The organism is Celeribacter baekdonensis, from assembly GCF_003047105.1.
GTDB classification, from domain to species: Bacteria; Pseudomonadota; Alphaproteobacteria; order Rhodobacterales; family Rhodobacteraceae; genus Celeribacter; species Celeribacter baekdonensis_B.
Window position 1 is genome coordinate 3263019 of record NZ_CP028475.1, and the last position, 14859, is coordinate 3277877.

At 58.1% G+C, this 14859-nt stretch carries 8 protein-coding genes, 3 tRNA genes and 3 rRNA genes; 9 read left to right on the forward strand and 5 right to left on the reverse strand.

Going from position 1 to position 14859, the window contains the following annotated elements:
- The first annotated feature begins 603 nt into the window (after positions 1 to 603).
- From DA792_RS19685 to DA792_RS19720, 8 genes are all read left to right on the forward strand, one after another.
- Positions 604 to 2071, forward strand: a 16S ribosomal RNA gene (locus DA792_RS19685).
- Between the two features lie 195 nt (positions 2072 to 2266).
- A tRNA-Ile gene (locus DA792_RS19690) sits at positions 2267 to 2343 on the forward strand.
- 15 nt (positions 2344 to 2358) lie between these two features.
- Positions 2359 to 2434, forward strand: a tRNA-Ala gene (locus DA792_RS19695).
- Between the two features lie 512 nt (positions 2435 to 2946).
- Positions 2947 to 5827, forward strand: a 23S ribosomal RNA gene (locus DA792_RS19700).
- Between the two features lie 129 nt (positions 5828 to 5956).
- A 5S ribosomal RNA gene (gene rrf, locus DA792_RS19705) occupies positions 5957 to 6071 on the forward strand.
- Together the 16S, 23S and 5S rRNA genes with 3 tRNA genes alongside form the textbook arrangement of a ribosomal RNA operon.
- 167 nt (positions 6072 to 6238) lie before the next feature.
- Positions 6239 to 6315 (forward strand) — tRNA-Met (locus tag DA792_RS19710).
- 248 nt (positions 6316 to 6563) lie between these two features.
- A complete protein-coding gene (locus DA792_RS19715; RefSeq protein WP_107722278.1) occupies positions 6564 to 6803 on the forward strand; it encodes a hypothetical protein in 240 nt (79 codons plus the stop codon).
- 152 nt (positions 6804 to 6955) lie between these two features.
- Positions 6956 to 8323 carry a hypothetical protein gene (locus DA792_RS19720; protein WP_159075338.1) on the forward strand — a complete coding sequence of 456 codons (1368 nt, stop codon included), beginning with the start codon at positions 6956 to 6958 and terminating at the stop codon, positions 8321 to 8323.
- A 6-nt stretch (positions 8324 to 8329) separates the two neighbouring features.
- Here the strand turns inward: DA792_RS19720 and DA792_RS19725 are convergent, their stop codons facing one another.
- The 4 genes from DA792_RS19725 to DA792_RS19740 are packed head-to-tail and all read right to left on the reverse strand — an operon-like array spanning position 8330 to position 12090.
- Positions 8330 to 8674: a DUF2190 family protein gene (locus tag DA792_RS19725; RefSeq protein ID WP_107722282.1), complete on the reverse strand. Its 345-nt coding sequence runs from the start codon at positions 8672 to 8674 to the stop codon at positions 8330 to 8332.
- 2 nt (positions 8675 to 8676) lie between these two features.
- Complete coding sequence (locus tag DA792_RS19730) at positions 8677 to 8886, reverse strand: phage head-tail joining protein (protein WP_107722285.1); 210 nt, start codon at positions 8884 to 8886, stop codon at positions 8677 to 8679.
- The gene (locus DA792_RS19735) at positions 8886 to 10688 is read right to left on the reverse strand and encodes a prohead protease/major capsid protein fusion protein (RefSeq protein ID WP_107722287.1); all 1803 of its coding nucleotides are present in this window, start codon (positions 10686 to 10688) and stop codon (positions 8886 to 8888) included. The genes DA792_RS19730 and DA792_RS19735 overlap by 1 nt, the downstream gene beginning before the upstream one ends.
- On the reverse strand, positions 10681 to 12090 hold the full coding sequence (locus tag DA792_RS19740) for a phage portal protein (protein ID WP_107722289.1): 1410 nt from the start codon (positions 12088 to 12090) through the stop codon (positions 10681 to 10683). Before DA792_RS19740 ends, DA792_RS19735 begins: the two co-directional genes overlap by 8 nt.
- A gap of 149 nt (positions 12091 to 12239) precedes the next feature.
- Between DA792_RS19740 and DA792_RS19745 the strand changes: the two genes are divergently transcribed.
- Positions 12240 to 13274: a restriction endonuclease gene (locus tag DA792_RS19745; protein WP_107722291.1), complete on the forward strand. Its 1035-nt coding sequence runs from the start codon at positions 12240 to 12242 to the stop codon at positions 13272 to 13274.
- Here DA792_RS19745 and DA792_RS19750 read toward each other — a convergent pair.
- Entirely contained in the window at positions 13254 to 14822 is a 1569-nt protein-coding gene (locus DA792_RS19750) for an Eco57I restriction-modification methylase domain-containing protein (RefSeq protein ID WP_302666253.1), read from the reverse strand. The genes DA792_RS19745 and DA792_RS19750 overlap by 21 nt on opposite strands.
- Positions 14823 to 14859 lie beyond the last annotated feature (37 nt).

The following is a 14859-nucleotide window of genomic DNA, read 5'->3' on the forward strand; positions in this document are numbered from 1 at the left end:
ATGTCTGCAGAGAGCGCCGTGTTTCACCCGCTGATCCCTCCATAATGCTTAAAACGGCCTTCGCAGACGCAAAAAATTATGCTGCATCGCCTATAAAATAAGGGGTTTGTGAGAAAATGTTGATCTATCTGTCATAAAACTGAAAAAAGGGGTTGCGGGTTTGTCGCACTCGCCTTAGAACCCCCTTCACCGGCAGCGACGCAGTCACTGACGGGGCGCTGAACGGGGCGGACGGAACGGGGTCGCGAGAGTGACTTAGGGAAGTTCGGATTGGGACGCGGAAGAAAATTTTGAGGTTTGATCTGGGCGGGCGCGCTGAAGAGGTTTGGCGCACTGGTCTGGTTTTTGTCTCTGGCTCTTTGAAAATTTGGTTGAACGAAGAGATATGTGGGCGGTTTGGTCTTATCGACTGACGAAGCTCAGCATATCGCGCTCTTAGGGAATGGGTTTTACTCGCTACCGATTATAGAGTGTCAGCTTCACTGTTTGTCGGCTTTTTGTTAACTTTGTTAACTGAAGCACAACAAACAGAAGTCCCTACTTATTTGATAGGTAGGGCGATGTGCAGAGGTTCGAACGTCAAGGTTATGCAGTAATGCATTTCAACTTGAGAGTTTGATCCTGGCTCAGAACGAACGCTGGCGGCACGCCTAACACATGCAAGTCGAGCGGGATCTTCGGATCTAGCGGCGGACGGGTTAGTAACGCGTGGGAACGTACCCAGATCTACGGAATAGCCTCGGGAAACTGAGAGTAATACCGTATACGCCCTTCGGGGGAAAGATTTATCGGATTTGGATCGGCCCGCGTAAGATTAGATAGTTGGTGGGGTAATGGCCTACCAAGTCTACGATCTTTAGCTGGTTTGAGAGGATGATCAGCAACACTGGGACTGAGACACGGCCCAGACTCCTACGGGAGGCAGCAGTGGGGAATCTTAGACAATGGGCGCAAGCCTGATCTAGCGATGCCGCGTGAGTGATGAAGGCCTTAGGGTCGTAAAGCTCTTTCGCCTGTGAAGATAATGACGGTAGCAGGTAAAGAAACCCCGGCTAACTCCGTGCCAGCAGCCGCGGTAATACGGAGGGGGTTAGCGTTGTTCGGAATTACTGGGCGTAAAGCGCACGTAGGCGGACTAGTCAGTCAGAGGTGAAATCCCAGGGCTCAACCCTGGAACTGCCTTTGATACTGCTAGTCTTGAGTTCGAGAGAGGTAAGTGGAATTCCGAGTGTAGAGGTGAAATTCGTAGATATTCGGAGGAACACCAGTGGCGAAGGCGGCTTACTGGCTCGATACTGACGCTGAGGTGCGAAAGTGTGGGGAGCAAACAGGATTAGATACCCTGGTAGTCCACACCGTAAACGATGAATGCCAGACGTCGGGTAGCATGCTATTCGGTGTCACACCTAACGGATTAAGCATTCCGCCTGGGGAGTACGGTCGCAAGATTAAAACTCAAAGGAATTGACGGGGGCCCGCACAAGCGGTGGAGCATGTGGTTTAATTCGAAGCAACGCGCAGAACCTTACCAACCCTTGACATCCTGATCGCGGATCGTAGAGATACTTTCCTTCAGTTCGGCTGGATCAGTGACAGGTGCTGCATGGCTGTCGTCAGCTCGTGTCGTGAGATGTTCGGTTAAGTCCGGCAACGAGCGCAACCCACATCCTTAGTTACCAGCGGTTTGGCCGGGGACTCTAGGGAAACTGCCCGTGATAAGCGGGAGGAAGGTGTGGATGACGTCAAGTCCTCATGGCCCTTACGGGTTGGGCTACACACGTGCTACAATGGCAGTGACAATGGGTTAATCCCAAAAAGCTGTCTCAGTTCGGATTGGGGTCTGCAACTCGGCCCCATGAAGTCGGAATCGCTAGTAATCGCGTAACAGCATGACGCGGTGAATACGTTCCCGGGCCTTGTACACACCGCCCGTCACACCATGGGAGTTGGGTCTACCCGACGGCCGTGCGCCAACCTTTCGAGGAGGCAGCGGACCACGGTAGGCTCAGCGACTGGGGTGAAGTCGTAACAAGGTAGCCGTAGGGGAACCTGCGGCTGGATCACCTCCTTTCTAAGGATGTTCCTAGCAGCAAGAACTTGTTCTTACTCGTGGAACACTTAGCAGCTACAGTCCTCACTTAGCCGGATAGGCGGTAGGACATTCAATGTAGCATAAGATCAACGTAATAGTTGATCAAACTCGGACCAGGCCGTCCTCATATCTCTTCGTAACACTAGAATTTACAGGCCACTACCGGTCTGTCTTGGGTCGGTAGCTCAGGTGGTTAGAGCGCACGCCTGATAAGCGTGAGGTCGGAGGTTCAAGTCCTCCTCGACCCACCATCACTTTGTGATAACGGGGCCTTAGCTCAGCTGGGAGAGCACCTGCTTTGCAAGCAGGGGGTCATCGGTTCGATCCCGATAGGCTCCACCATCACTTTGCACTTTCTGCAAGAAAGTGTCAGTCGCGAGAATGGCCATAGTTCGACCTTAGCCGTCTGAATGTATCAGCAAACACTTTAGAGTGTTTTCTCGTCCATTTGGACAGCGGTGCCTCCGCAAGGAGGTGCCAATTGACATCGTATAGAGAGATTAAAATGCAACACTGTTGATCATCACGCGTAAGTGGTTGATCTCAGATGGACTTGCACCCACTGGGTGCGAGAGGCGTTTTAAAGATTGTTTCCTCGATCTTTAATGACGTATCCCTTCTGAAATCGCAGTGTTGTCCAAGTCAAAATACACTAACCGGTTCAAGATCGCACGGTCTTGAACCAAGACGCATCCGCTTCATACGGTGGATGTGATCTTATGTCAGACCTGAGAGGTCTGGCGGGAAAATGTATGCTTTTGGTTTGGAAAGCGCGCCGTCACATCTTACCAGCTTGTGTCGGCCTGCAAGATGGCGAGAACCTTTTGGTTCTCAGTTTTGCTCTTTCTGGATCAAATCAAGCGCGAAAAGGGCGTTTGGTGAATGCCTAGGCAGTAAGAGGCGATGAAGGACGTGATACTCTGCGATAAGTCATGGGGAGCTGAGAATAGGCTTTGATCCATGAATTTCCGAATGGGGGAACCCACCTGACAGTTTGATATAATTGCCTGACCACTTTCGAGTGAGATGGCACTTTATATCCGGCTGAACCAGGTACTTATAGACTGAATACATAGGTTTATAAGAGCAAACCCGGGGAACTGAAACATCTAAGTACCCGGAGGAAAGGACATCAATAGAGACTTCCCTAGTAGCGGCGAGCGAACGGGAACCAGCCGAGCCTGATAAGTGACTAGAACATGTTGGAAACCATGGCCATAGCGGGTGACAGCCCCGTATAGGAAGCTTTGAGGGACGTATTAAGTAGGGCGGAACACGTGAAATTCTGTCTGAAGATCGGGGGACCACCCCCGAAGGCTAAGTACTCCTTACTGACCGATAGTGAACCAGTACCGTGAGGGAAAGGTGAAAAGCACCCCGACGAGGGGAGTGAAACAGTTTCTGAAACCGGACGCCTACAAGCAGTCGGAGGGGCCTTGAGCCCTGACGGCGTACCTTTTGTATAATGGGTCATCGACTTGGTCTCACGAGCAAGCTTAAGCCGTTAGGTGTAGGCGCAGCGAAAGCGAGTCTTAATAGGGCGCATGAGTTCGTGGGATCAGACCCGAAACCGAGTGATCTAGGCATGACCAGGATGAAGGTAAGGTAACACTTACTGGAGGTCCGAACCCACACCTGTTGAAAAAGGTCGGGATGAGTTGTGCCTAGGGGTGAAAGGCCAATCAAACTCGGAGATAGCTGGTTCTCTGCGAAATCTATTTAGGTAGAGCGTCATCCGAATACCCCGGGGGGTAGAGCACTGGATGGGTAATGGGGCCCCACAGGCTTACTGATCCTAACCAAACTCCGAATACCCGGGAGTACTAGATGGCAGACACACAGCGGATGCTAACGTCCGTTGTGAAGAGGGAAACAACCCTGACCTCCAGCTAAGGCCCCTAATTCATGGCTAAGTGGGAAAGCAGGTGGGACGACCAAAACAACCAGGAGGTTGGCTTAGAAGCAGCCATCCTTTAAAGATAGCGTAACAGCTCACTGGTCTAGATAAGTTGTCCTGCGGCGAAGATGTAACGGGGCTCAAGCCATGAGCCGAAGCTGAGGATGCCGTAAGGCATGGTAGCAGAGCGTAGTGTGACATAGGACCTGTCTTTATTACCGCAGTCGAATATTTGGACACGCAAGTGCTCAAGTAGCCGAAGGCGGTAGCACAAGGCATGGTGCTTTCTGTGAAGCCGGCGCGTGAGCGATCCGGTGGAGAGATCACTAGTGAGAATGATGACATGAGTAGCGACAAACAGGGTGAGAGACCCTGTCGCCGAAAGTCCAAGGGTTCCTGCTTAAAGCTAATCTGAGCAGGGTGAGCCGACCCCTAAGGCGAGGCCGAAAGGCGTAGTCGATGGGAACCAGGTTAATATTCCTGGGCCAGTAAGAAGTGACGGATCTCGAGGGTAGTTCATCCTTATCGGATTGAATGGGCTGCTTAGAGGTTCCTGGAAATAGCTCTTACATAAGATCGTACCCTAAACCGACACAGGTGGACTGGTAGAGAATACCAAGGCGCTTGAGAGAACTATGTTGAAGGAACTCGGCAAAATACCTCCGTAAGTTCGCGAGAAGGAGGCCCGGTTCTAAGGCAACTTGGAGCTGGGGGCACAAACCAGGGGGTGGCGACTGTTTACTAAAAACACAGGGCTCTGCGAAGTCGTAAGACGACGTATAGGGTCTGACGCCTGCCCGGTGCCTGAAGGTTAAAAGGAGGAGTGCAAGCTCCGAATTGAAGCCCAGGTAAACGGCGGCCGTAACTATAACGGTCCTAAGGTAGCGAAATTCCTTGTCGGGTAAGTTCCGACCTGCACGAATGGCGTAACGACTTCCCCGCTGTCTCCAACATAGACTCAGCGAAATTGAATTGCCTGTCAAGATGCAGGCTTCCCGCGGTTAGACGGAAAGACCCCGTGCACCTTTACTACAGCTTCACACTGGCATTAGGCCGAACATGTGCAGGATAGGTGGTAGGCTTTGAAGCAGGGACGCTAGTCCCTGTGGAGCCTCCCTTGAGATACCACCCTTGTTCTGCTTGATGTCTAACCGCGGACCGTTATCCGGTTCCGGGACCCTGTGTGGCGGGTAGTTTGACTGGGGCGGTCGCCTCCTAAAGAGTAACGGAGGCGCGCGAAGGTTGGCTCAGAGCGGTCGGAAATCGCTCGTTGAGTGCAATGGCAGAAGCCAGCCTGACTGCAAGACTGACAAGTCGAGCAGAGACGAAAGTCGGCCATAGTGATCCGGTGGTCCCGAGTGGAAGGGCCATCGCTCAACGGATAAAAGGTACGCCGGGGATAACAGGCTGATACTGCCCAAGAGTCCATATCGACGGCAGTGTTTGGCACCTCGATGTCGGCTCATCTCATCCTGGGGCTGGAGCAGGTCCCAAGGGTACGGCTGTTCGCCGTTTAAAGAGGTACGTGAGCTGGGTTTAGAACGTCGTGAGACAGTTCGGTCCCTATCTGCCGTGGGTGTAGGATACTTGAGAGGAGTTGCCCCTAGTACGAGAGGACCGGGGTGAACGATCCACTGGTGGACCAGTTGTTATGCCAATAGCAGTGCTGGGTAGCTATGATCGGAAAGGATAACCGCTGAAGGCATCTAAGCGGGAAGCCCCCCTCAAAACAAGGTATCCCTGAGAGCCGAGGTAGACCACCTCGTCGATAGGCTGGAGATGTAAGTGCAGTAATGCATTCAGTTGACCAGTACTAATTGCTCGATAGGCTTGATTTGATCCAGTAAAAGCAAAACTGAAAAGTTTTACTCACTGTGACAAACAGAAGCATACATACCAACACACAGTATAATGTATCTGACTTGGACAAGGCCGGGCCTCAAACCCGGTCGTGGCTCTTTATTCGGTTTGGTGGTCACAGCGCTAGTGAAACACCCGATCCCATCCCGAACTCGGCCGTTAAGCACGGTTGCGCCGATGGTACTGCGACTTAAGTCGTGGGAGAGTAGGTCACCGCCAAACCTAATAAAGAGCCACATTTAATCTCTCTAACGATATCTAAATATCCCAGATCGATCCACACAGACATCGGGAAATATAAAGAACATATATGTTCTGTTAAAGATCGTGCTTTGACAAAAACACAAAGCACTGTGCAAGCCGAAAAAGGCCAACGCACAACAAAATGTCGCGGGGTGGAGCAGCCCGGTAGCTCGTCAGGCTCATAACCTGAAGGTCGTAGGTTCAAATCCTACTCCCGCAACCAAAATACCTATCAATATATCAAAGGCTTAGGCTGATGCAAGGCGCCCCGCGGGGCGCTTTTTGCGTTGCAACACCGCACAACACATTCCCCAAAGATTCCAAACCCTTACGTCGAGACCCGATTCCTCCGTGCAACACCCGTGCGACACGGAAATGGTCGGATGTTCGCGGGACGTTCCATGTCCGATTGAACTTGACCTCCGGGCAAGCCAGAGCCGTCATGTCCTCGCAACCAACTCGGGGACCATCATGCCCAAGACCAATGACGCCGCGCTGGACGCCTTCATCGCCGTCAAGACCGAGATCGACGCGATGCTCGCGCGCCTGGCAGCCCTCAGCGCCGACCATTTCGACTACTGCCCCGAGGACGTGAACTGGGGCCACGTCGGCACGCTGAACCACTATCACGCCCGCCTCTGCGAAATCACCGATATGGCGTGTTCCGCGAGGGCGATGACAGACAGCACTGAGGGCGTTGTGAAAGCATGACGGTAAGAGCGGAGCGTGATTGAATCCCCATTGACGCGGTAGCGGTGATGGCTGATCTTTCCGCTATGCTTCCTTTCTCAACCGAATTTCCTGTCCGAGCTAGTCCCAACCGTGCAGCCTTCGTTGCTGAGGTAGTGGGGTGGCTTCGGGGCATGAAGCATCAAACGGTTCTTTCAAGCGGGTCCACTGCGGAACTCGACGGGGCCAACGTCCACATTCGATCTGAAAGCGGTGAAGAACTCCGAATGCGAGAGCTTCAATCCGCCGATGGCTGGATGGCCATAGGGGCCCGTCATGACCTGCCGGATGACGTGGGGCGGGTGTGGCGCACTGAGTGCGTTTTGCGACGTGGAGCCGCAGACGGCGGCCAAGATCTTGTTCGTCTTCGGACCCAGTGCATCGCGACCACAGCCGGCGCGAAACTGGAAACCCCGAGAAAGCCTTACCTCATAAAGGCGCTCATCAAGAACGGATGGGGCGGTAAAGACCGTCAGCTTGAAGTGGCAGACCGGCCGATCTGGCTGGCGCACAACGACGAAGGTCTGTCCAGGGCCAGCGCGGTTACGCTGGGTGAAGCATCAAAATGGCTTCCGACAGTCTATGTTTCCGCAACTGGCAAGTCTACTTGGCTGCTTGGCCAGCGCGAAATTGAAAAGCTGGCCTACGACCTCGGTGGCATTGCGCATGTGATTGTAGAACCAGATCGTGCCTTTTCGTTCTCGCTCCGAACGCAGACTGAGGCGAAAAATGCCTACGGAGGCACCATCGCTTTGTCTGCCCCGGGCCAAGGCATTGTCAGGCGGTACTACGTCGGATGGCAGATCCAAGATGATATTGAACTGGCTGCAACGATCAGGGAGGCAGCATCAACCCTACGAAGCCAGATGCCATCATTTGGATGGGACTGGACGGAACTGCAAGAGCAGGCCCTTCGGGCACAGCGCGTAAGCGAAAAGACTCGCCTTACTGCGGCTGAAAGCGAGCAACTTTACCTCGACGAGATCGAGAACCTGCAAGATAGGATCAGGCAACTCGAGCAGCAGCTTGTCGCCTTGCCATCTGACAGTGTTGGAACGGACGAGGGCGAGTTTTCAGCCGACAACCTCGTTCGGCGTATCGGGCCGGAGATATACTCCGGAGAGGTATCAGATCGGCTGCGCCTTGCGGCCAAAACAACATTGTCGGTCGCGGAGCAGATAGGCCTCGACACGAGGTCGAGGGCCATCCTGCAGCGAGTGGTTGATCGGCTTCCTGTATCACCCGCTCTCTCCGAGCTTTTCCAAGACCTCGCAAGAGCAACGAAGGACCCCAAGCGCGTTGCCAGCGAACTGAGGTCCCTCCTTGCTCGACATGGCTATTCGGAAAAATCGGATAACAAGCACATCCGCCTAGAAGCCGACAAGCAGTTCGACGGCCTTGACACGATCACAGTCCCGAAGACGCCGAGCGATCATAGAGGACTGACAAATCTGCGAAAGCAGATCGAGCGGACACTTGGCATTGCCAAGCTCGATGATTGAAGGGCCTCAAGCTGCCACCGTCCCCACGCCATCCAGCCGAACAGCGACGCTGGTGATGCCGTTCCCTGCTGCCTCGGTCGCAATCCCGACAGGGAAGCGCCCGGTGCCCGGCAAGTTGATGTTCTTGGCCGTATTGTCCCATGCCACCCGCGCGCCGACCGTCAGCACGGCGGTGGTGGCCTTGGGCAGCTGATAGACCCCTGTGGTGCCCAGTTCGACCGGATCGCCATCTGCCGACGTGTAGGCAGCGATGCCAAAGATGTTTCCCACGATGATCGCGGTGCCTGAGGTGATCCCGCCCACCGGGGCCGTCACGCGGATGATGTGGCCGTTCTGGATGAAGTTCTTCATGGTCAAAGCCCTTTCGAGGATTGGATACGGACCACGGCGATGCGCGCCGTGGTGCCGGTGATCTGCCGGTTGAGGTCGCCCAGCGCGGCCGCCATTTCCGCGTCGCTGGCATAGGTCACCCGCTTGCCGTCGTATTCGACGGTGCGGATGCCCTGATAGCGGGCGGCCATTAGGGCGTCGCGCCAGGCGGTCAGTTGGGTGAGGTCGGCCATTACGCGCCCGCGTTCTGGAACCAGCCACGGTGGTCGATAAAGCCCGCGCCGAAGTCCAGGATCACCCGGATTTCCACGCCGTCGACATCCCAGCCGGAGCGGCTTTCGACCTGCGGCCCCTCGTTGCCCGAGAGGTATGCGAATTCGAGGCCGTCGATCTCACCCGGGTCTGCCGTGACATACCAGCGCGTGGCGCTGGACAGGCGGGGTTCCACCACCAGCGACATCGCCCCCGAGAACGGGTTCACGTCGGCGGCGGTTGCGGGTGCGATGGATGCCAGCCATTTCTCCGCCACGGTCTCCAGCGCGGGAGGGACCAGCAGGTTCTTCGGCGTTACGCGAATCGTGCGGTCCTCGATGCCCTTCTGGGTGCGCAGCGCCAGCCGCGCGGCAGAGAGAGTCGCATCGGAGATCACTGCGCCGCTGCCAGCCTTGTTGCCGTGGTCAGCGTGGAACAGCGCCTTGGTGTCCGACAAGGTCGGGCCGTTGCCGCTATTGGCCTCCAGCAGGGTGACGAGAATCCGCGCCTCGGTTTCTGCCGCCCCCTGGCCCATGCGGCGCGCAAGGTCCGAGAACGCGCCGATGTCGTCGTTGACCAGCACTTGCCGGGTGATGCCGATCTTCTTCGCCCAGGTCTCGATCTTGTAGGCTTCGCGCGCCTCGGCCATCGTCCCGGCCTTGATCTCTCCGTGCTCGTTCAGCTTTTCCAGCAGCGGGGCTTCGCCCAGCATTATCTTGTTCACCGACCTGAAGTCCCTAGCCGAGGTCTGGCGGCCGAGGCGGCGGATTCCGGAAGGGGCGGCCTGGTAGGCATCTCGCAGCACGCGGCCCACTGTATCCCCGAGGATGATCGGGAAATCCGAGGTGGTGTGCAGCGCCCGGGTCACGAGGCTCGCAGGCGACAGCGCCATCGTGGACTCGCCGCGCAGGGTCAGCAATTCCTTGGCCATGTCCACTGGCGTCGCATAGGCATAGCGCCGCGCCGGTTCGCTGAGGTCGTGGCGCGGGTTGATGCGAGCATACAGCGCCTCGCCCATCTGGCGGGCGCGCAAGCCCGGGTCGTCCTGGCTTTCGCCCATCTCGACGCGCACCTGTTCGGTGCGGATGGTCGGTGCGCTGCGAGTGGCCAGAGCGTCAAAGGCCGCGCGCCGTGCGGTGTCGGCATCTGCGGCAGCGTCGATCTGGCCGTCGATCCAGGACTGGTCCAGCCCGGCGATGCGGGCGATGGAGCGGATTTCGGTGTTGATTGCGGCGCGGGTCTGCATCTCGGGCGGGGCCGGGGTGATGGTGGTGTCGGTCATGTTGGTCTCCATGCGGATATGTGCGCCGGGGTCAGCCGGGGTGGGGACGAGGGAAATCTCGTGTGGGGTCCAGCGCACGGCGGTCAGCACCCGCGCACCGTTGTCTGTGCTCTCGACCCATTCCTCGACCGAATAGCCAACCGATACGTGCCGCAGGATCCCCGACAGGACATCCTGCCAGAGCGGTTCCACCTCGGGGCGCGAGGAAAAACGGATCAGCGCCGTGCCACGCTGACCATCGACATCGGCGGATTGCACGCTGCCCAGAACATCGCGGACGGCGGATTGCCGGTGGGCATCCAGCACGCTGGCCCCTTGCAGCCGCGACAGGTCCACCGCTTCCGGCGCAAGGCTGAGGCGTTCGACATACGGGCCAGCCATGTCGCGGCGGCGCACAGCCGCGCCGGTGGACCAGATCACCTCGACGGTGCGGTCATCGCGGTTGGCGCTGGCTGGGGCCAGGTCGGCGCGGCGCGTCAGCAGGGTGATGGTGTCATTCATCGGGGATGTCCTCCTTCTGGTCGGGCGGCGCACCGAAGCTCAGGCCCAGCGCATCAGTACGCGCCTTGCCGGCGGCAATCTCGGCATCGACCTGTTCGGCGTCGTAGCCCCGTTCGGAAATCGCCTGGCGGCGGCTTTTGAGACCAGCGTTGATGGCGAGGATCTCTGCCTCCACGTCCTTCTTGGGATCGACATAGTCGAACTTGGGCGGGAGCCATTCGCAGCCGAGATAGGCTGCGGGATCGCGGTCGAAATCCCGCGCGGGCAGATCGCCTGACAGCACAGCCAGCCGCACGAAGCGGTCCCAGACCGGGCGGCAGAACAGATGTACGACCACGTTGTGCTGCAGTTGCTCCACCCGCCGACGAAACTCAATCAGCCCGGCCCGGATCGAGGAATAGGTGACGCCCTCCAGATCGCCCGAAACCAGTTCGTAGGGCAGACCCATGCCAGCGGCCACGGCGCGGAGGTGGTTTTTCACGAAGGGGCCGTAGGCATCGCTTTCGGTCGGGTTGGAAAACCGGATGTCGGTGCCGGGCGGCAGAGGGATCAGACTGCCGGGCTCCATCCCCACAGTCAGCGCGCCATTGGTGTTCGTTCCGCTCAGGCCTCCGGCCGTGCCATCCGGATCAGTGATGAAGCCGGTGAACAAAGCCGCCACCTTGGCCTTCACCAGTGCAGCATCCTCGAATTGGTCCAACTCATGCAGCCGCAGCAGCACCGGAGCGAGCCAGGTGATCCCGCGCAACTGGCCAGCGGCGAGCGGCTTGAAAAGGTGCAGGCAATCCGTGGCAGGCAAGCGCAGCGGTTCCAGCCGCAGCGACGTCAGCGGATCGCCGGGCCGGTCGCGCATCACCCAATAGGCGGTGCGCTGCCCAGCGCCATTGAACTCGATCCCCGCCCGGATGCGCGCGCCGCCGCCAATATCGCGGTGCAGGTCCAGCGGCACCTGGTCCCGGTCCAACAGGTCGATGTGCAGGGGAACGGCAGGGGCGTCGGGCACGACGCGCAGCCGGGCGAAACTCTCGCCGCCCTCGACCATCGCGCGCACGGCCATGGCCTGCAGCCCATAGAAGTCGGCAAGCCCACCGGGATCGGCATGATCGGTCCAGCGCAACCAAAGAACCTGCAGCCGTTCGCGCACCGCCCGATCGGGATGGGTCGATTGTGGCTTGATCCCTGCGCCGACGACATTGCCCACCAGGCTGTCCACCGCCGCCGCCACCCACGGGTTGTTGCGGGCATACCATCCGGCCCGCCGCGCCGCCGTCGTCGCGCCCGCCAGGATCGCCGTGTTCAGCCCATCGACGGTGCGCTGGCCCTCCCAACGCCGACCGCCCCCCGCAGCGTCAAAGCCGCGCGTGCGCGTGAACCCGAAAAGGCGATTGAGTAGCGTCCGCATGTCGCGGATTGTCTCATTTCCAGCGCCTCCGGGGTATCAGAGCGGTTGGGAATGGTCGGGAATGTCTGTTGGCGATCTGATACGAGGCGGCTAGTCGATCCCTGAACCAACTGCTAGGCTTCTCAAAAAATTGGGAATGCTGAGGCACGATGGACAGGGATTACGTAAAATCAATCGCAGACAGTGGTCTCACGATTTACGATCATATTGAAATTGGAGACCCAGAATTGTGGGTTCCCACACCTGAACTCGAGGCAATCCTCGACGAGAGGTTGCGCGGGATCAGCCTTGCCGGTCTAGCGCTTCGGACGAGATCGAAAGTGGTAAAGGAAAGCGTCTGCCGCGCTCTGGGCTACCCCGTGCCCTCCAGCTTCAAGAAAACACAGCCGCGATTTGTGGGCCAAATGTTCGACACCTACGCTCAGAAGTCAAACAACCTGCAAGTCTGGAACGAGGAGCTCTCCCCGACGCGCCGCTATGTCATCCTGCGTGTCGACGAGGTCGACCAGATCGCAAGGGTCAAGGTCGTCAACGGCGAGGAACTGGCGCAACTCGATACCACCGGCACACTGACGCAAAAGTATCAGGCGCGGCTGGTCCCTGGGGTGGCACTTGAGGAGCTGGTTTCCCCGACCGACACCGACGCCCTCCTGCCCCATACCCGGGCCGGGGCAAACCTAGCTCAAACAGTCAGCCCGATAGACCACCCAGCGCACGGCATGGTCCTGCCCATTGGCGAGGTTTTCGAGCGGCTTCGCGGCGCAGTTGGCCGGTCCTTCCCTGATGCCGGTTGGGATCAGGAACGCAACAGGGGTGCCGCGCTGCACCGCATCGTCTGCGAGCTTCTGGGCTATGCCGACTACCGCGACGATGGGCGCTTTCCCGATGTTCGCAACCAGTTGCTGGAGGTCAAGTTACAGACGTCGCCAACCATCGACCTCGGATTGGTCAGGCCATCGAGCGAGGAGCCGCTGGACGTGCCACAGATCGCCGGAACGCAGGTCCGCCACTGCGATGTTCGTTATGCCCTGTTCTATGCCCAAACGGACGGAACCGAAGTTACGCTTACCCGCCTTTACCTGACGACAGGAGCGAGCTTCTTCTCCCGCTTCCCGCAGTTTGGCGGGAAGGTGCTAAACAAGAAGCTCCAGATACCGCTGCCGTCAGACTTCTTCTACAGGTAGGCCGAAAGCTGCCCAGACCATCCGGTCAATCCTCTGTTCAAGGACTGGGTCGGAGCCATCGGCCAGCCGGGTGTACAGTTCACGGCAGGCGGCCACAATCTCCCTTGCGCCGCCGCTCTCGGGATCAGGAAGGGGAAACTGCTCGACATACTGAGTGATGAACCGCCGCCGCCCCGCATAGAGTTTGTTGTTGAAGCGGAGGTCATAGAAGCGCTCGATGAAAGTGGAGTTGGCCACGCCCACCGCGAGCCACAACAGGTCCTCATCCCCGGTCAGCCAATAGCAGTCGCCGTTTACAACTGTCCCCTCAAGGTCCAACCAGAAGGTTGGCTGCTCGGAAATGTCCCGGAATACCAGTTTCGGCCCGGGCCAGTCTGTCGGGTTCTGCGGCACCCAGATTTCATACCACTGCCGCCCGGCCTCAATTACATAACTGCGGTCCTCTAGGGTCTGCCGGTGCTGCTCAAGGTAGGCGAGGCTGGCCGGATACTGCGACAGGTCCACAGCTTGCTTCTTGCCGTCAACTGCATGGTGCGGGTACAGGACCAGCCGGTTGTGTGGCTCGGGCCGAAAGCGCCGCGCAGTGTGGTGCGTCGTCAAGGGTCGGTGCAACTCTAGCGCGCAGTCCCAGCTCTTCGGCAGGAATACCTTGTCGGCGCACGTCTTGATCCCGACCCTGATCTTGCCAATGTCGCGGAAAGTGCCCCAGGCGTGCTGGTCCACGGTTGCCAGCCAGCTTTCTATACCTGCTGATGCCAGCCGCCACACCCCGGCAGGGTCTCCGCCCGTGTCCAGCGTCCCATGCTGAACAAGGAAGGTCCGGCCATCGGGAATAGACACCGCGCCATGTTTTCCGAGGGCTTCTATCGGGTCAGCGGCCGTGTGCGCGGGTTGGTCCTTCGTCTGATAGATTGTCAGGAAGGACGGTGTCGCAGGCTCCGCCCCTACGCCCCGTGCGATCAGTACGGCAGGCAGCACGGCAGCATCGAACAGTTTTGTGTCGCCCAAGTCATAGACTTCGCGCAGCCGGAGGCCAGTCATCATCCCAGCGCGGGCGGATGCGCCGCCCTTGGTCGTCATGAATCGGTTTGAGACGATGAAGCCCGCCGCGCCTTCTGGCGCCAAGACTGTTGCCATGCCGAGCAAGAAGGCGTGGTACAGGTCAACGCGCCCTGTCAGCCCGAACTGCTGGGCGAGTTTCTGCGCACGGTCGGCACCAATAATCTGTGTGCGCACATACGGCGGGTTGGCGATGATGACGTCATACGGTTCCGCTGTGCCGAACAGCCCACCCGTGAAGTCGTCAAGGACATGGTCCAGGAAGCTGCCGAGACGGAGGTTCAGGACAGCCTGCGGATGTTCGCGCGAAAGGCGGCCGCGAGCTTCTGCCAAAGCCAAATGGTCTGTTTCAAATCCGAAGACTTCGACAGGCCCATCAATTCGGTCAAGAAGTGCAAGGAGCAACTCGCCGTGCCCTATGGCAGGGTCAAGAACCTTGATGGCCCGTCCAGACGCAAGGTTGGCAGTTGCTAAGATGCGATCAGCCACGAAGTCAGCAAGCGCTCGGGTGTGTAGGTTGCCCCGT